This is a genomic window from Haloarcula sp. DT43 (genome assembly GCF_037078405.1).
In the GTDB taxonomy this organism is placed as follows: Archaea; Halobacteriota; Halobacteria; order Halobacteriales; family Haloarculaceae; genus Haloarcula; species Haloarcula brevis.
This window is the reverse complement of the sequence record NZ_JAYMGZ010000002.1, coordinates 435000-451124: the sequence shown is the minus strand read 5'-3', so window position 1 is coordinate 451124 and position 16125 is coordinate 435000. Positions and strand designations below refer to the sequence as shown.

Sequence of the window (16125 nt, the reverse complement as noted above, 5' to 3'; positions counted from 1 at the left end):
GGCTACAACGCGAGGACGCGCCACGCGGCGACGAGACCCGCGAGAGACAGCGCCGAGAACAGCGCGTCGCCGTGGCTGGAGCCGATAGCGACGAACAGGGCGTAGCCGGCGACGAACCCACCCAGAAGCGAGACCGCGCCGTGGCGCGTCGACCGCGACACCGCGTCCCTGGTGTGTGTCGCCATACTACATTATTAATCAGTACATAGTATAAACCTACCCTCGACTGCCCGTCAGGATTTGAGCACGCCGGACCTGATGGCGAGGTATGTCCCGAGGCTCCCCAGAGCGGCGAGGACGAGCGCCCGGGCCGGTCCGCCGGCGACCAGCGCCGTCTGCATCAGGACCAGCAGCGCCAGAAGCGTGGCGACGAACGAGACGACGGCGAACGCGAGCGGGCGATTCATGTCCCGTGATTGGGTCGGCCGGGCCTCTGTCTTTCGATACCGTCCGGCGGTCGTGGCTGTCGTCGGTCGGGCTGGACGACGGCTACAGGTGGCCCCGGAGGAAGGGGCCGACGGTCTCGCCGATACGACCGCGCTGGCCGACGAAGTGGTGATCGGCCGGCAGGCGCTCGACGGCGTGTCCCAGGTCGGCGGCGCGGTCGGCGACCGGTTCCCAGTCGACGGTGTCGTCGCGCTCGCCGACCACGACCTGTACCGGGCAGTCGAGAGCGTCGAGCGCGGCGACGGCGTCGAGGTGCTCGGTCAGTCGGGCGGGCGGGGCGAGGACAGAGAGGACCGCCGGCCCCGCCTCGCCGACCTCGGCGGCCGCACGGAGCGCCACGGCCGCGCCGAAACTGTACCCGAACAGGCCGACGGCGTCCGCCCGTTCGCGGGCCCACCGGAGCGCGTTCTCGGCGTCGGCCCGCTCGCCGCGGCCCTCGTCCCACGGACCGTAGTCGAAGCGGAGACAGCCGACCTCGGGGGCGAGGGCGTCGCTGACCGCCTCCAGGCGGCTGTCCGAGCGAGTGCCGCCGTACTGTGGGTGTGGCGGGCACGCGACGACGAGAGCGTCCGACCCGGGGCGGTCGAGCGACGCGGTGACGCCACGCCCGCCCGGTATCCCGACGGGAGCCATACGTGTTCAGACAGCACAGTGCTGTAAGAAATTTAAGGTTGGAGGGACCAATGCGCATGTATGGGAATCCTCTCGCGCGCGTCGTACGTCATCCGCTCCAAGCTCAACGCCGTCCTGAACCGGGCGGAGGACCCGACAGAGACCCTCGACTACAGCTACGAGCAGTTGCGCGACGAACTGCAGGACGTCAAGCAGGGCATCGCGGACCTGACGACCCAGAAGAAGCGACTGGAGATACAGAAGCGCCGCCTCGAAGAGAACGTCGAGAAGCACAACGAACAGGCCCGCCAGGCGGTCGAGCAGGACCGCGAGGACCTCGCCCGCCAGGCCCTCGAGAAGAAAAAGCAGAAGATGAGCCAGATAGAGGAACTGGAGGGCCAGATACAGGACCTGCAGGCCCAGCAGGACCGGCTGGTCGAGCAGAAAGACGAACTCCAGAAGCAGATAGAGCAGTTCCGCACGAAGAAGGAGACGATGAAGGCCCGGCACGAGGCCGCGAAGGCCTCCGCCCGCGTCAACGAGGCGATGACCGGTGCCGGCGACGAGATGCAGGACATCAACCAGGCCATCGAGCGCGCGGAGGAGCGCACCGAGGACATGGAGGCCCGCTCGCAGGCGATGGACGAACTCCGCGAGGACGGGGTGCTCGAAGACCAGCTCTCCGACAAGAGCACGCTGGAGCGCGAACTCGAAGAGGTCCAGCAGCAGGGCTCGGTCGACGCCGAACTCGACACGCTGAAAGCCGAGATGGGGAAAGGCGACGCCGACGGCGGGTCGAGCGACGCCGACGTCTCCGAATCCGAACTCGAACGGGAACTGGCCGACGAGAGTACGCAGGTCGACGTCGACGAAAGCGAGGTCGAAGCCGAACTGGACGAGCTGAAAGAGGACGAGCAGTAGCCCGCCGGGGCCGGGCATCGCGGACGGTGGTTTTCACAGCGGCCAGACGACCGACACCGAGAGCGTCGTGACCACGCACAGGAGCAACTGTAGCGGGCCGCCGACCCGGGCGAAGTCGGTGAACCGGTAGCCGCCGGGGCCGTACACCATCAGGTTCGTCTGGTAGCCGATGGGTGTCAGGAACGCCGTCGCGACGGCGAACGTCACGACGACGAGGAACGGGAACCCGGCGACGCCGACCTCGGCGGCGGTGGCGACGGCGATGGGGACCATCAGCACGACGGTCGCAGCCGGGGTGATGACGCTGGCGAGGACGGCCGTCAGGAGGTACACCAGCGCCAGCAACGCGAGCGGCGGGAGGACGCCGGCGGCGTCGACGAGGAGTCCGCCCACGAACGCGGCCCCGCCGGTGGCCTGCATCGCCTGGCCCAGCGGGAGCAGGCCGGCCAGCAGGAACACGACGTTCCAGCTCACCGCGTCGTAGGCCCGCGACGCGCTCAGCGTGCCGGTCGCGACCGTGGCGACGACGCCGCCCAGCGCGGCGATGTAGATGGGGAGCAGGTCCAGCGCCGCGAGCGCGATGACGGCGAGCAGCGTCGCGAGCGGGACTGCCGCCGCGGCGTCGAGCGACGGCGGGCCCCCGTCGAGCGCGTCGAACAGCTCCGGCGGCCCCTCGGTCAGGGTCAGGTACCCCTCGTCCTGGAGGTGGCCCACCTCGTCGAGGGGCGTCTGGAGCAAGAGCAGGTCGCCGGCGGACAGTTCGACCGCCGCGAGGTCCTCGTGGATGATGTCGTCGCCGCGGCGGACGGCGAGGACCGTCACGTCGAACCGGCTGCGGAGTTGCACGTCGGCGAGCGTCCGCCCGCGGAGCCGCGACTCCCTGTCGATGACGGCCTCCGCGAGAACGCCCGGATGGCCGCTCTCCGCGAGGAGGTCCGCCGTGACGGACTCGCGGGCGAGGTCCCGCAGGTCGAGCGTCTGTGCGAGCCGATTGACGGCCTGGCGGTTCCCCCGGACGGTCAGTACGTCGCCGGGTTCCAGCGGCCGGTCGGTGGCGGTCGCGAAGAACGACTCGCCGTCGCGGTCTATCTGGAGCACGTCGACGTCGAGCGGGTCGCTCGCGGCGAGGACCTGTTCGGCGGTGGCGTCCGCCGGAAGCGACTCCCCCGCGCCGGCCACGTCGGCGACCGCCGCGACCGCGTCGTCGGGGACGCCGCCGTCGAGCGCTTCCTGCACCGTCAGCCCGACCAGCGGTGACGCCTCGCGTACCTGCAACTGCGCCAGGTGCCGGTCCATGTCGAACTCCTCGGTGAAGTCGGCTGCGGGGTGGACCCGCTCGGGGACGAGCGCCCGGCCGACCGTCAGCAGGTAAGCCACGCCGACGGCGAGGACGACGAGCCCGACGGGCGTCAGCGTGAACATCGAGAAGGGGCGACCGAGCAACTGCGCCGAGAGGTCGCTGGCAAGGAGGTTCGTCGCGGTGCCGACCAGCGTGAGCGTCCCGCCGAGCATCGCGGCGAAGGACAGCGGCATCAGCAGGTTCGACGGCGAGATGCCGTAGCGCTCCGAGAGCCCGGTGACGAGCGGGATGAAGACGGCGACGACCGGCGTGTTGTTGACGAACCCCGCGCTGACGCCCGTCGTGCCCACGATGGCGGCGAGCAGGCGCTGCTCGTCGCCGCCGGTCAGCGCCGCCAGCCGCCCGGCCAGCCAGTCGACCACACCCGCGGACTCGACGCCGGCGCTGAGGACGTACATGGCGACGATTGTGACCACCGCCGGGCTGGCGAACCCCTCGATGGCCGTCCGGGCCGGCACGCCGGTGTACGGTTCGAGCACGACCAGCGCGACGAGGACGGCGACGGCCGTCATGTCCGGCGGGAGCCACTCGGTGACGAACAGCGTCAGGGCGGCGGCGACGAGCGCGAAGACCACGAGCGCACCCGTCGAGAGGGGAGCCATACCACCCTTCTCGACGGACGGCGACAAAAACACCGGGGACGCCGTCGGGGGATTTCGCGCAGGTGGCCGCTGTCGCCCTCCGGTCGCGCCGGCCGGTCACTCCGGGGTCGGCTCGTAGCCCGGGCCCACGCGGAGCGTGAGGGAACGCTCGCGCACCGACAGCGAGAGCGTCTCGTGCGTGCTGAGTTCGCCGTCGCGGCTGAACCGGAGCGGGGCGTCGTGGCCGTCGACGGTAATCTCGTTCGCCCGGACGTGGGTCACCCCGTCGGTGTCGAGCGCCAGCAGGCGCTGGCCGATGGCTTCGGCGACCAGATTTCCGGCGGGCATCTGTTCGACGACGGCGACGTCGAGCAGTCCGTCTTCCATGTTCGCCTGGCCGCCCTCGGCGACGAACTTGCGGGCGTTGCCCACCAGCAGACACGTGGCCTCGCCCGACCAGGTGAACGGCCCGTCCTCGCCGACGGCCTCGATGGTGATGTCGAGCCCGTCGAAGCGCAGCGCCTCCTGGGCCCCAGTGAGGAGAAACGCCAGCGTGCCGAACCGCTCTTTGAGGTCGCCGGGCGTCGAGACGCTGGCGTCGGCGGGGAGGCCCGCGATACACGAGACCAGGAACGGCTCGCCGCCGGCGACGCCCACGTCGACGGTCCGTTTGGTCCCGGTGTCGGCGATTTCGACGCCGTGTTCGACGTCCCTGATACCGACGGTCCCGGCCAGGAGGTTCGCCGTCCCAGCCGGGACGACGCTCAGCGTCACGTCCGAGAGGTGACCGGCGTCGTCGAGTCCGCGGACGACCTCGTTTACCGTCCCGTCGCCGCCACAGACGGCGACCTCAGCGGCCTTGGCCCGACCCGCCTCGCGGCCGAACTCGACGGCGTCGCCCGCCGCCTCGGTCTCGTACACCTCGAACCCGCGTGCCGCCATCAGCCGCGGAACGTAGTCGGCGTGCTCGCCGTCGCCGCTGACGGGGTTGAGGATACACCGGCGCGAGCCAATCTGCATACGACTACCGAGTCCGGACCGATACTTATACCGTGGTGGTGTGTCGCCGTCACTCCCAGTCGACGTCGGCGCTCCGGTCCGTCTCCCGGAGAATGAACGGGCCGATGGCGAGGGTCCGCTTGGTTATCGTGACGATGCGGAGGATGTACGACAGCAGGACGGTGAAGGGAAGGACCGCCGCCGTCGTCGCCACGGCGACGAGCCACAGTACGTCGGGCACGCCGGCCGTGAGGCCGATGAAGTCCTGCGTATCCAGGAACAACAGCGACGTGACCGCGACGGTAAGCGCCGGAATCGCGACATACAGCAGCGTCCGGGAGAGGTTCGACAGCTCCCACTGGAAGTACAGCGTCTTGAAGTGTTCCCGGGCCGGGCCGAACAGTTCGAGCGTCTCGACGAGTTCCGCCAGCGAGTCGTCGAGTTCGTCGGTGAGTTCGTCGGCGTAGGACTCCTGGATGCGCCGGCCGACGTACAGTTTCCAGGAGTAGTTGTAGTTCAGGGCGGCCTTGATGACGTCGAACTCCCCGAAGGTCCCGCCTTCGAGCTGGTCAGTGACCCTGTCGGCGTTGCTCGTCACGTCGTCCAGATACGTCGACAGCAGCGCCGTCAGGTCGTCGTCGAGCGCGGTGTCGTCGACGGCGTCCCGGACCGTTTCGGCCCGCTCGGCGGTCCCGCGGACCAGCGACCGGAGGAACGCCGAGGGCTCCGCGGGACTGACCTGGGCGTCGACGGCGTCGGCTACGTCGGCACGGAACTGCATCGCCCCGTCCATCCGCTCGCGCTGGTCGCCGGCCGCGCCGAGTTCCTGTGACAGGACGAGCTGGCTCAGCGTCAGGACCAGCGTCACGGCGGTTATCGTCCCCGTAATCAGCGCCTGGAACAGCGTTTCCACCGGGTCGCCGCGGGTCAGCAGCGCCAGGGCCGGCGTGGGGTGGAGGAGGCCGACGGCGAGAATGCCACAGAACAGGACGCCCGAGAGGAGGGCAGTGACGAGCCAGCGGTCCGCGTCGAGGAGGAGCCAGAGGAGTCGGGTGTCACCCGCGGCACGCTCCCGCATGGTGTCGCTCGACTCCCCGTTGTCGGCGGTCATACAGGTCGGCTCGCCCGCCGGGTACAAAAGGGCGCGCCCGGCGAGTGCCGGATGTGGGCGCGGTCAGCGCGTCGCGGCGACTACCGCCCGGCGAGGAACGTCACGGCGGTCCGCTGTTGCTCGATTTCGGTTTCGAGGTGGTCGCGGAACGCCGCGACGTCGATGTCCTTCTCCTCGCGCTCCTTGCGGTCCCTGACCGAGATGGTGCCGGCTTCCTCCTCGTCGTCGCCGATGACGCACATGTAGGGGACCCGGTCGTCGTGAGCCTGCTGTATCTTCTTGCCGACGGTCCAGGAGCGGTCCTCGATGGTGACGCGGATGTCCTCGAGTTCGTCCCGAACCTCCTCGCAGTACTCGATGTTGTCGTCGCTGACCGGCAGCAGACGGACCTGTTCGGGGGCGAGCCACGGGGGGAACTTCCCGTTGTAGTGCTCGGTCAACACCATGAAGAACCGCTCGTAGGAGCCATACAGCGCGCGGTGAATCATCACCGGGCGGTGGTCCTCGTTGTCCTCGCCGGTGTAGGTCAGGTCGAAGCGCTCGGGCATGTTGAAGTCCAACTGGACGGTCGGGCCGTCCCAGTGGCGGCCGAGCGCGTCCTCGAAGGCGAAGTCTATCTTCGGGCCGTAGAAGGCCCCGTCGCCCTCCTCGACGACGTAGTCGATGTCCTGCTCCTCCAAGACGGCCGCCAGCTGGGACTCGGCTTTCTCCCAGATTTCGTCGCCGCCGACGGACTTCTCGGGCCGGGTGGCGAACTGAACCGTGTAATCGAGGTTGAAGGTATCCAGCGTGTCGAGGATGATGTCGACCGTCGCCAGCACCTCCTCCTCTATCTGGTCGGGACGGACGAACAGGTGGCCGTCGTCGATGGTGAAGGCCCACGTCCGGGAGAGTCCGGAGAGTTCGCCGCGCTGTTCCTTGCGGTAGACCTTCCCGTCCTCGAAGTACCGGACCGGCAGGTCCCGGTAGCTCCAGGAGTTCTGCTCGAAGATGGTCGCGTGGCCCGGGCAGTTCATCGGCTTCAGGCCGTACTCCTCGTCGTTGACGTCGAGCAGGAACATGTCGTCGACGTAGTTCTCGTAGTGGCCCGACTTCTTCCACAGTTCGGTGCGGAACACGTGGGGCGTCTCCACCTCGTCGTAGCCGGCGTCGCGGTTCAGGCCGGCGACGTACTCGGAGAGCTCGTTGAGTATCGTCTTGCCGTTTGGCTCGTACAGCGGCAGGCCCGGCCCCGTGGTGTCGTCGATTGAGAACAGGTCCATCTCCTGCCCTATCTTGCGGTGGTCGCGCTCCTCGGCCTTGCGCCGGCGTTCGAGGAAGGCGTCGAGTTCGTCCTGCGTCGGGAAGGCGGTGCCGTAGACGCGGGTCAGCGTGTCGTTGTCCTCCTCGCCGCGCCAGAACGCCGCCGAGATTTCCAGCAGGGCGAACCCGCCGATCTCGCCGGTCGACTCGACGTGTGGCCCCTGACAGAGGTCCTCGAACTCGCCCTGGGTGTAGAAGGAGACGGGGTCCTCGTCGGCGGCCTCGGTTTCGAGGATGTCCTGTTTGAAGGGGTTGTCCTCGTAGCGCTCGAAGGCGTCCTCGCGGTCGACGAGTTCGCGCTCGATGTCGTAGTCCTCCGCGATGACGTCCTGGGCTTCGTCCTCGATGGCTTCGAGGTCGTCCTCGTCGATGTCGACCCCGGTGATGTCGTAGTAGAACCCGTTGTCGGTCCACGGCCCGATTGTGAGCTTCGCGTCGGGGTAGAGCCGCTGGAGCGCCTGTGCGAAGACGTGGGCCGCCGAGTGGCGGAGCACGTCGAGGTACTCGTCACTGCTCTCGGTGACGATTTCGAGCTCGACGTCGGCCGTCAGCGGCGCGTGCTTGTCGACGAGTTCGCCGTCGACGACGCCGGCGACCGTGTCGTCACCCAGCCCTGGCCCGATTTCGTAGGCGACATCCTCGACCGTGCTGCCGCGCTCGACCTCTAGGGGGGTCCCGTCGGGCAGCGTGACCGTGACCGTACTCATACCCGGGAATACGATGGCGGCCGGGGATAAGTGTATTGAGACGCGGGCGCTACTCTGGCAACAGCGGGTCCGAGTCCTCGTCGAGGGCGTCGGCGGCCGGCGAGTCGGACCGGGTCGGCGGCCGCGGCGCGTGTGCCCGTTCGAGCGCGGCGAACGTCGCTTCCTCTTCCCCTTCGAGCATGGCGAGCCGGTCCGTGACGGTGACCGTCTCCCCGTCGGCCGTGTGTGGCGTCACGCACCTGAGTTCCGACCCCTCGTACTCCGCGAGTAGTTGGATAGGGAACACGAGTGCGCGGTACTGCTCGCCCGAGAGTTCCGAGTCCACCGACCGAACCCGGAACGCGGGTTCGAGTGAACAATCGTTTCGTTTCGCCCACTCCTGAAAGACGCTGACCCGGTTCAGCGCGAACAGCCCGAACTCGGTCCGCGCCTCCGCGGGCGTGGACGGAAGCTGCCGTCCGATGACCTGAACCGAGATATCCGAAAGAACGTCGGCGTCCGACAGCCACTCCAGGCGGTCGAGTATCGCAGCCTGTTGCTGCGTGTGACCGTCGGGCAGTAGTGAACGGACGTACAGTTCTGCCCGCGTGTCGTCCGGCTGCGTGCTCCCCTGCATCGTAAGACACGAATGGGTAGCGACGGGCAAAAGCATTCGTGTTGACAAATAATGGTTAGAAGGATTATAATCTGAGCGACGGATGCCGAAGGAACCGCTCCCGGCGCGACCGGCCCGTGTCAGCGTGATAGGGAATACTATGTGGGCACAGTTCGCATGAGAAGCCGCATATGTACGACTCGGTGCTCGTAGCCACGGACGGCAGTTCGGGAACGACGGAGACGCTCGCCCACGCGGCCTCGATTGCGCGCGACAACGACGCGACACTCCACGGCCTGTACGTCGTGGACAAGCGGCTGTACCTCGCGGCCGACAAGGCCAACCAGGACGAGGTGCGCCAGTCCCTGGAGGAGGAGGGCGAGGTCGCGCTCGACGACATCGTCGTCGGCGGCGAGGAGTCCGGGGTCGAGGTCGTCACGACAATGGCGGAGGGGATTCCCCACAAGACGATTACCGACTACGCCGAGGCGGAGGACATCGACCTCATCGTGATGGGGACCCACGGCCGGACCGGTCGGGACCGGGTCGCAAACCTCGGGAGCGTCACCGAGCGCGTCGTCCAGAGCGCGCCCGTCCCCGTCCTCGTGGTCCACATCGAGTAGCGCTCGCACCTGTCGACGGCGGGACACACCGCCAGGAGACCCCGTTCTGACCGGTATCTTTTCCAGCCGCCGACACGATGGGACGCGTATGGACAGCCGAGAGTACGCGTTCGAGGGGGCCACACCGGACATCCACGGCTACGCTCACGTCAGCCGCGAAGCGACGCTGGTCGGCGATGTGACCGTCGGCCCGAACGCGAACGTCTGGCCCGGCGTCGTGTTGCGCGGCGACGTGGCACCGGTCGAAGTGGGCCGCGAATCGGCCATCGGTGACGGAGCTATCGTTCACGCCTCGACCGTCGGCGAGAAGGCGATGGTCGGTCACGGGGCCGTCCTCAACGACGCGGCGGTCAGCGACGGGGCACTCGTGGGCTTCAACTCGACGGTCAGCGACGCCACCATCGGCGAGGGCTCCATCGTCGCCATGGGGACCGTCGTCCCGCCGGGCTACGAGGTGCCCGCGGAGTCGTTCGTCCGCGGGAGCCCCGCGACGGTGACGCCGCTGTCCGAGACGACCATCGACCCCAACGAGGTGTTCGAGGCGTTCAGCTCCGGTGATTACGCCAACCTCGCGGCCCGCCACGAGGACCTCTTCGAGTAACGGCCGGACAACGACGGGTCACTTATAGTGGAAGAACACACACAGTACCGAGCATGGACGATATCGTCGACCTGGTGACCCGGTCGCTCGCCGACGAGACTGCCGCGGAGTTCACTGAACGGGTCGACGAACAGGCGATGCAGCTCCGGCGTGCAATCGAAGCCGGGGAGTTCGACAACGAGGCGTTCTCCGTCGGACTGGAGGTCGAACTGTACGCCGTCAACGCCGAGCCGGAGCCGCCCGAACCGGACGAGGGGGAAGACGGCGAGGAGCTCGCGGAGGAGGACCTCGACGACGACCTGAGCGGGTCGGGTGAGGCCGCCTGGAGCGGGTCGCTGGACGCCCCGGCGGAGCCGGCGGACGGCGGTGGCGCGTCGCTGGAGCCGGACGACGGGTCGCTGGAACCCCTGGGAGACGAGTCAGCGGACGGGGAGACGGCCGAAGCCGGCGACCGGGCCGACGACGCGTTCGGCCCCGGCGAGGGACCGTCGCTGGACGTCGACCCGGACAGCCCGCTGGCCGAGGAGGAGCCCGAGACGCCCGACGCGGAGGCCGAACCGGGCGTCGAGCCGTCGGTCGAGGAAGCGGCCGACGAGCCGTACATGGACCCCGAGGACTGGCGCGGGCGGCTGACGCGCCTGCCCGACGTGGTGTTCGAGGGCGAGGCCAACAAGGAGCTGGGCCTGCACAACGCCGAGGTCAACACCGAGCCCAACAGCTTCGACGAGACGGGGATGGAGGTCCAGACGACGGCGGTGGAGATGCAGACGAAACAGGCCCGCCAGCAGGCGAGCAAGCACAACTGCGAACTCGTCCTCGACGCGATGTGGACCGTCCCGCCCGAGGGCGGCAGCGAGCAGTACCTCTCGGCCCACGAGACCCGCGACGGGGTCGTCCTGGCGGACAACATGCGGCAGGCCCCCAGGTACGTGGCGCTCGACAACGAGGCGCTGGACCACGCCGACGGCAGCATCGGCTTCGACGTGCCGGGGTACAGCGGCTCGTTCCCGACGATTCTGTTCGAGTCGCTCGCCACGTCGATTCAGCCCCACCTCCAGATTCCCGACGCAGGGGCGTTCTCCGAGTACTACAACGCAGCGATACGGACGCTCGGACCCCTGCTCGCGCTGTCTGTAAACTCGCCGTTCCTCCCGGCGGACATGTACGACGACACCGACGGCGAGTGGCTCTGTGCCAACACCCACCACGAGCTCCGCATCGCGGCCTTCGAGCAGTCGGTCAACACCAGCGCGAACCCGAAGGTGCGGGTCCCGCGGGACCTCGACTCGACGACGGACGTGGTCGGCCGCGTCGTCGAGGACGACCTGTTCGCCCCGTTCCTCCGGGAGTGGCTCGAAGAGAGCGACCGCGACGGCCTCGCCGACGACATCTGGGAGTTCGACCACAAGCGCGGGACCTACTGGCGCTGGCTCCGCTGTGTCGTCGGCGGGACGCCGGTCGAGGGGGCCAGCACCGAGCGGTCGCTGCGCATCGAGTACCGCCCGCTCCCGACCCAGCCCCACGTCAAGGACATGATAGGGCTGCAGGCGCTGACGGTCGGACTCATCCGCGGGCTGGTCGCCGCCGACCACCCCGCCGCGGAACTCCCCTGGCAGGAGGCCCGACGGAGCTTCTACAACGCCGCACAGGACGGCTCCGCGGCCGACCTCTCGTGGGTGACCGCCGGGGGCGAACGGACGGCCGACCGCGCGGCCATCTACGACGAGGTCTTCGAGTACGCCCGCCTGGGACTGGCCGAGCAGGACGTGCCGGAGGCCAGCATCGACGAGTACCTCGGCCCCATCGAAGCGCGGTACGAGGCCGGCACGACCCCAAGCGACTGGAAAATTGCCCGCGTTCGCGAGTCTCTCGACGGCGGCGACGACCTCTCGACGGCCATCCAGTCGATGCAGCGGGACTACCTCGCGGCGAGCCGCGAGCACCACTCCTTCGACGAGTGGCTGTAGACGAGCAGTGCCGCGGCGGCGGGGACTCCCTGCCGGATGGCGGGTATTTATTCGGGTGACGCCGTTATATTCGGGTGATGGTATCCACAGGCGACACAGCGCCGGACATCTCGGCGACACTCGCGAACGGTGAGGTAGAGGCCTTCGAACTGAGCGACCACCTGGGCGACGGCCCGGTCGTGCTCGCCTTCTTCCCGGGCGCGTTCACGCCGCCCTGCTCCAACGAGATGGTGGCCCTACAGGAGCACCTCGGGGACTTCCACGACGCCGGCGCGACGGTCCTCGGCGTCAGCGCCGACTCGGCGTTCTCGCTGAACTCCTTCCGGGAGGAGCACGGCCTGGAGTTCGACCTGGTCAGCGACATGGGCCGGTCGGCGATACAGGACTACGGCCTCGAAATCGACATCGAGGACCTCGGCCTGCTCGGCGTCGCCAACCGCGCCGTGTTCGTCGTCGACGGCGACGGCGAGGTCACCTACAGCTGGGTCGCCGACGACCCGACGAACGAGCCGGACTACGAGGCGCTGGTCGACGCCGCCGCGTCGGCGTAAGCGGGCCACCACACACTTTTCGCGTCGCGGCCGTCAGACCGACACGTCGACCGTCCGCTCGCCGTCGTCGTCAGAGATGGTCAGCGTCGCCTCGGTTCGGCCGGTCGATTCCACGTCAACGTGGGTCTTGAACGACGTTTTCAGGCCGGTGACCGTGCTGTTCATGTTCGACCCGATGTCGGCGCTCGTATCGAGCGCGCAGACGCCGATGCCGTCGCTCCGCCGGATTTCGGTCAGGAACGTGGAGTTGAGGAATCGGTACAGCGACCGGGTGTCGTCGAGTTCGCCGGCAATCGTCGAACAGAGGAAGATGCCGGTCCGGAACCCCGCCGCCGCCTGCTGTGAGTCGGCGGCGAGCGCCGAGAACTGCATCCCCATGCCGGTGAGGTCCGAGAGGTCGTCGACCGTCTCGATGTCGTCGCCGCTCGAACGCCCCGCGGCGGTGAGGACGGCCGACCGGTCCCCGGCACCGCGTTTCGCGCCGTTCAACGACCGCTTGACCGCGCGCCCGCGGCTGTCCGTGGCGATGACGACGCTTCGCTCGCCGTCGGCCGGGGCCGCGACGCGGGCGAACACCGATTCCAGCGCGTCCGTGTCCTCGCCCGTCAGCAAGACGCTCGTGCCGCTGTCCAGCGGTCCGATGTCGCCGGGTACGTCGAACTTGTCGGCCGAGACGGTGTTCATGGTGTGACCTCCGTCCGCTCGGCGTCACGAACGGTCTGTCTGAGTTCCAGGATTTCCATCGCTGTGTCGGCGAAGTCCTCGAGTTCGGCCTGCTCCTCGGCGTCGTAGCTGCGGGGCACGTGGTCGAGCAGGCACACCTGCCCGATGACCTGCCCGTTGCTCGCGGTCATGTTCGCGCCGGCGTACGAGCGGATGCCGAGGTTCTGTAGCTGCTCGTTCTCGGCGAAGCGGGCGTCCTCCATAATGTCCTCGACGACCATCACGTCCTCCTGGAGCATGCTGTGGGTGCAGATGGTGTTCTCGCGGGTCAGCGTGTCGAAATCGCCGCCGTGACAGGAAAGGAAGTTCTCCTCCTCCTCCTCGATGAGCCCGATGAACGCCACGGCGGCGTCGAAGTGGCTGGCGATGAGGCCCGTCAAGCGGTCGAAACTGTCCTCGATGGGGAGCTCCTCGACGTCGTACTGGGCGAGCGTCTCCAGTCGCTCGTCCTCGTCGTCCGGGCGGATGAAACTCGCCTGGGCACTGTAGTCGATGACGTCGTTGGCGACGAACGCCAGCCGGTCGTGGGCGTCGGGGAGGTCGCGGTTGAGGTACTCGACGATGCTCTGCTCGAACGACGCCGTGTCTATCTCCGCCGGCTGGACGTCCGTGAACAGGACGCAGGGCGTCTGGGGCGCGATGTCCCGAATCGCACCGACGATTTCGAGCCCGGTCCCGTCCGGGAGGTCGTACGCCGTGACCACGCAGACGATTGGCTCCGATTCGAGCGTCTCGCGCGCCGCCTCGACCGTCGTCGCCGTCCGTGCCGTCAGCGACTCGTCGTCCTCGACCGCCGCCGCGACGTCGTCGATTCGCTCTTCGATATCAACACAGAGAACTGCACGTGTCATAACCGGGAATCACAAGACTCGTACAAAGTAGTTAGTCTCTAAGTATCAATAATGATTATATGAACGCACCTCACAGCCGTCGCTCAGTCCGGGCCACCGCCGGACGAGCGCCGAGTCGCGCCGGTGCCGGCCGCCACCGTCCGCAGGTCGAAGACGTCCCCGTCCAGTGACACGCCGGCGTAGGGGTCAGACTCCAGTAGGAGCGCGCCGTCGAGGTCGAGGTAGTCGACGAGCGGCGCGAGGTGAACCGCGGCGGCGATACTGGCGTTGGACTCGACCATACAGCCGAGCATCAGGTCGAGGCTGTGGGCTGTGGCGGCGTCGAGCAGACGCATTGCGGGGCGGAGCCCGCCGCATTTGAGCAGTTTGGCGTTGACGACATCGCAAGCGTCCGCGACTCGGGGCACGTCCGCCGCGGTCAGGCAGGACTCGTCGGCCGCCACCGGGATGTCGGTCGCGCCGGTCACGCGCCGGAGGCCGTCGATGTCATCGGCTGCGACGGGCTGTTCCAGCATCGTGACGCCGGCATCGGCGAGCCACGCCGCCTTGTCGATAGCCTCGTCGGCGGTCCAGGCGGCGTTTGCGTCGACGCGGACCTCGGCGTCCGGGGCGGCGTCCCGGACCGCGTCCAGCCGCGCCCGGTCGTCGTCCGTGCCGAGCTTGACCTTCAGGTGGCCGAAGCCGTCGTCGGCCGCTCGTTCGGCTTTCTCGGCCATCCGCTCGGGCGAGTCGATGCCGACCGTGTAGGTGGTCGGCGGCACCGCGTCGGGGTCGAGCCCCCACTGGCGGTACAGCGGCAGGTCCAGGCTTCGGGCGGCGAGGTCGTGGACGGCGATGGAGACGGCCATCCGCGCGGCCGGCCGGGCCGGCGCGAACTCGGCGAGGTCCCGCTCGATGCGCTGGTGGTTCCACGGGTCGCCGATTCGGTCGACGCGTTCGAGCAGGGCCGGGAGGGCGTCGGCGACCGACGGCGCGCGCTCGTCGTAGTACACGGAGGGCGTGACGGCCCCGATACCGGTCGTTCCTTCGTGGGTGAGTTCGACCACGACGGCCTCGCTGGTCTCGCTGGTCTCCCGCGAGATGCCGAAGGGGTCCGACAGCGGCAGGTCGTGTCGCTCGACGGCCCAGTTCATACGACGGCGTCCAGTACCGCGTCGGGGACCCCGTGGCGGACGGGGTCGGTCGCCGGCACGCCGAGGTCGTCGGCGTAGTCCGCGACGGCGTCGGCGGCCGCTTCGTCGGCGAGGTGGCGCGTGTTCAGCATGCCCGCCGTGACCGCCGCGTCCGAGACCGGCGCGGCCAGGCGCTCGTAGATGTCGACGTACTCCGACAGGGGCGGGATGGCGAACGACTCGTAGCCGTGAATCGCCTCGCGGCCGGCCTCGTGGCACATCACGAGCGCGTCGGGAGCCGACCCGTGGAGGATGCTCGTCGTCACGCCCGAGTAGGCCGGGTGGGCGAGCGCGCCCTGGCCCTCGACGACCAGCAGGTCCCGGTCGCCCGCCTCCTCGACCAGTCGCTCGACCGCGCCAGCGGCGTAGTCGGCGATGACGCGGTCGACGACGATACCCCGGCCGGTGATGGCGATGCCGGTCTGCCCGGTCGGGACGACAGCGGCGTCGAGGCCCCGTTCCCGCGCCGCGTCTCGGATTTCGAACGACGCGGTCATCTTCCCCGTCGAGCAGTCCGTCCCGACGGTCGTGACGACCGTCGCGTCCACGTCGCCAGCGGTGCCCGCCGCCACGGTCAGGTCCTCGGGCGGCTTGCGCAGGTCGTGCAGTTCGGCGTCGTGTGCCGCGGCGAGGCGGGCGAACTCCTCGTCGTCAGCCAGGAAGTCGTGCAGGCCCGAGTACACGTCACAGCCGCGTTCGAGCGCCGTGCGTACGTCTTCGCGCCAGGACTCGTCGAACTCCCCGCCGATGGGCGAGATGCCGACGACGAGCGCGTCCACCTCGGGCACGTCGGCCATCGACGCGACGATGGGGGCGTCCTGTACGTCCGGAAGCGTATCGTGGACGCGCTGTCCGGCCCGCTCGCGGTCGACGAGGGCGTGGACCGTTCGGTCACCGTACCGCAACAGCCCGACGGCCGTCTTGGCCCGGTCGGGGAACGCGTCGTGTGTCAGAATGGCTACGGCCATAGCCGGAGAGAGTCGCCGCCCCGCGAAAAACCTA

At 68.7% G+C, this 16125-nt stretch carries 17 protein-coding genes; 5 read left to right on the top strand and 12 right to left on the bottom strand.

The window, feature by feature from the left end:
- Window positions 1-2: 2 nt before the first annotated feature.
- The 3 genes from VI123_RS09615 to VI123_RS09605 form a co-directional block, all read right to left on the bottom strand.
- Window positions 3-185 carry a hypothetical protein gene (locus tag VI123_RS09615; RefSeq protein ID WP_336337839.1) on the bottom strand — a complete coding sequence of 61 codons (183 nt, stop codon included), beginning with the start codon at window positions 183-185 and terminating at the stop codon, window positions 3-5.
- A 48-nt stretch (window positions 186-233) separates the two neighbouring features.
- Window positions 234-407 carry a hypothetical protein gene (locus tag VI123_RS09610; RefSeq protein WP_336337838.1) on the bottom strand — a complete coding sequence of 58 codons (174 nt, stop codon included), beginning with the start codon at window positions 405-407 and terminating at the stop codon, window positions 234-236.
- 82 nt (window positions 408-489) lie between these two features.
- Window positions 490-1080: a dienelactone hydrolase family protein gene (locus tag VI123_RS09605; RefSeq protein WP_336337837.1), complete on the bottom strand. Its 591-nt coding sequence runs from the start codon at window positions 1078-1080 to the stop codon at window positions 490-492.
- A gap of 60 nt (window positions 1081-1140) precedes the next feature.
- Between VI123_RS09605 and VI123_RS09600 the strand changes: the two genes are divergently transcribed.
- Window positions 1141-1980: a PspA/IM30 family protein gene (locus VI123_RS09600; protein ID WP_336337836.1), complete on the top strand. Its 840-nt coding sequence runs from the start codon at window positions 1141-1143 to the stop codon at window positions 1978-1980.
- A gap of 33 nt (window positions 1981-2013) precedes the next feature.
- Here the strand turns inward: VI123_RS09600 and VI123_RS09595 are convergent, their stop codons facing one another.
- The 5 genes from VI123_RS09595 to VI123_RS09575 all read right to left on the bottom strand — a co-directional run bounded on the left by VI123_RS09595 (window position 2014) and on the right by VI123_RS09575 (window position 8656).
- The gene (locus tag VI123_RS09595; RefSeq protein WP_336337835.1) at window positions 2014-3942 is read right to left on the bottom strand and encodes an SLC13 family permease; all 1929 of its coding nucleotides are present in this window, start codon (window positions 3940-3942) and stop codon (window positions 2014-2016) included.
- A 96-nt stretch (window positions 3943-4038) separates the two neighbouring features.
- A complete protein-coding gene (locus tag VI123_RS09590; protein ID WP_336337834.1) occupies window positions 4039-4941 on the bottom strand; it encodes a diacylglycerol/lipid kinase family protein in 903 nt (300 codons plus the stop codon).
- Between the two features lie 49 nt (window positions 4942-4990).
- Complete coding sequence (locus tag VI123_RS09585; protein ID WP_336337833.1) at window positions 4991-6031, bottom strand: hypothetical protein; 1041 nt, start codon at window positions 6029-6031, stop codon at window positions 4991-4993.
- An 80-nt stretch (window positions 6032-6111) separates the two neighbouring features.
- A complete protein-coding gene (gene thrS, locus VI123_RS09580; protein ID WP_336337832.1) occupies window positions 6112-8040 on the bottom strand; it encodes a threonine--tRNA ligase in 1929 nt (642 codons plus the stop codon).
- 49 nt (window positions 8041-8089) lie between these two features.
- Entirely contained in the window at window positions 8090-8656 is a 567-nt protein-coding gene (locus VI123_RS09575) for an HTH domain-containing protein (protein ID WP_336337831.1), read from the bottom strand.
- Window positions 8657-8826: 170 nt separating this feature from the next.
- On the opposite strand from VI123_RS09575, the gene VI123_RS09570 reads away from it, so the two are divergent.
- The 4 genes from VI123_RS09570 (at window position 8827) to VI123_RS09555 (ending at window position 12377) form a co-directional block, all read left to right on the top strand.
- Window positions 8827-9258, top strand: a complete 432-nt coding sequence (locus VI123_RS09570) for a universal stress protein (protein ID WP_336337830.1) — start codon at window positions 8827-8829, stop codon at window positions 9256-9258.
- Window positions 9259-9346: 88 nt separating this feature from the next.
- Window positions 9347-9859, top strand: a complete 513-nt coding sequence (locus tag VI123_RS09565; protein WP_336337829.1) for a gamma carbonic anhydrase family protein — start codon at window positions 9347-9349, stop codon at window positions 9857-9859.
- A gap of 53 nt (window positions 9860-9912) precedes the next feature.
- Window positions 9913-11826 carry an ICP22 family protein gene (locus tag VI123_RS09560; RefSeq protein ID WP_336337828.1) on the top strand — a complete coding sequence of 638 codons (1914 nt, stop codon included), beginning with the start codon at window positions 9913-9915 and terminating at the stop codon, window positions 11824-11826.
- 77 nt (window positions 11827-11903) lie between these two features.
- Window positions 11904-12377, top strand: coding sequence for a redoxin domain-containing protein (locus VI123_RS09555; RefSeq protein WP_336337827.1), 474 nt, complete (start codon window positions 11904-11906; stop codon window positions 12375-12377).
- A gap of 33 nt (window positions 12378-12410) precedes the next feature.
- Here the strand turns inward: VI123_RS09555 and VI123_RS09550 are convergent, their stop codons facing one another.
- The 4 genes from VI123_RS09550 to VI123_RS09535 all read right to left on the bottom strand — a co-directional run bounded on the left by VI123_RS09550 (window position 12411) and on the right by VI123_RS09535 (window position 16091).
- A complete protein-coding gene (locus VI123_RS09550) occupies window positions 12411-13061 on the bottom strand; it encodes a DUF7504 family protein (protein WP_336337826.1) in 651 nt (216 codons plus the stop codon).
- On the bottom strand, window positions 13058-13951 hold the full coding sequence (locus VI123_RS09545; RefSeq protein ID WP_336337825.1) for a GAF domain-containing protein: 894 nt from the start codon (window positions 13949-13951) through the stop codon (window positions 13058-13060). Before VI123_RS09545 ends, VI123_RS09550 begins: the two co-directional genes overlap by 4 nt.
- Window positions 13952-14034: 83 nt before the next feature.
- Complete coding sequence (locus VI123_RS09540) at window positions 14035-15084, bottom strand: dipeptide epimerase (protein ID WP_336337824.1); 1050 nt, start codon at window positions 15082-15084, stop codon at window positions 14035-14037.
- Entirely contained in the window at window positions 15081-16091 is a 1011-nt protein-coding gene (locus VI123_RS09535) for a DUF1611 domain-containing protein (protein ID WP_336337823.1), read from the bottom strand. Before VI123_RS09535 ends, VI123_RS09540 begins: the two co-directional genes overlap by 4 nt.
- Between the last annotated feature and the right edge of the window lie 34 nt (window positions 16092-16125).

Coding starts and splice junctions, on each gene's coding strand:
- VI123_RS09615 (WP_336337839.1), bottom strand. CDS start 185: ATGGCGACACACACCAGGGACGCGGTGTCGCGGTCGACGCGCCACGGC.
- VI123_RS09610 (WP_336337838.1), bottom strand. CDS start 407: ATGAATCGCCCGCTCGCGTTCGCCGTCGTCTCGTTCGTCGCCACGCTT.
- VI123_RS09605 (WP_336337837.1), bottom strand. CDS start 1,080: ATGGCTCCCGTCGGGATACCGGGCGGGCGTGGCGTCACCGCGTCGCTC.
- VI123_RS09600 (WP_336337836.1), top strand. CDS start 1,141: ATGGGAATCCTCTCGCGCGCGTCGTACGTCATCCGCTCCAAGCTCAAC.
- VI123_RS09595 (WP_336337835.1), bottom strand. CDS start 3,942: ATGGCTCCCCTCTCGACGGGTGCGCTCGTGGTCTTCGCGCTCGTCGCC.
- VI123_RS09590 (WP_336337834.1), bottom strand. CDS start 4,941: ATGCAGATTGGCTCGCGCCGGTGTATCCTCAACCCCGTCAGCGGCGAC.
- VI123_RS09585 (WP_336337833.1), bottom strand. CDS start 6,031: ATGACCGCCGACAACGGGGAGTCGAGCGACACCATGCGGGAGCGTGCC.
- thrS (WP_336337832.1), bottom strand. CDS start 8,040: ATGAGTACGGTCACGGTCACGCTGCCCGACGGGACCCCCCTAGAGGTC.
- VI123_RS09575 (WP_336337831.1), bottom strand. CDS start 8,656: ATGCAGGGGAGCACGCAGCCGGACGACACGCGGGCAGAACTGTACGTC.
- VI123_RS09570 (WP_336337830.1), top strand. CDS start 8,827: ATGTACGACTCGGTGCTCGTAGCCACGGACGGCAGTTCGGGAACGACG.
- VI123_RS09565 (WP_336337829.1), top strand. CDS start 9,347: ATGGACAGCCGAGAGTACGCGTTCGAGGGGGCCACACCGGACATCCAC.
- VI123_RS09560 (WP_336337828.1), top strand. CDS start 9,913: ATGGACGATATCGTCGACCTGGTGACCCGGTCGCTCGCCGACGAGACT.
- VI123_RS09555 (WP_336337827.1), top strand. CDS start 11,904: ATGGTATCCACAGGCGACACAGCGCCGGACATCTCGGCGACACTCGCG.
- VI123_RS09550 (WP_336337826.1), bottom strand. CDS start 13,061: ATGAACACCGTCTCGGCCGACAAGTTCGACGTACCCGGCGACATCGGA.
- VI123_RS09545 (WP_336337825.1), bottom strand. CDS start 13,951: ATGACACGTGCAGTTCTCTGTGTTGATATCGAAGAGCGAATCGACGAC.
- VI123_RS09540 (WP_336337824.1), bottom strand. CDS start 15,084: ATGAACTGGGCCGTCGAGCGACACGACCTGCCGCTGTCGGACCCCTTC.
- VI123_RS09535 (WP_336337823.1), bottom strand. CDS start 16,091: ATGGCCGTAGCCATTCTGACACACGACGCGTTCCCCGACCGGGCCAAG.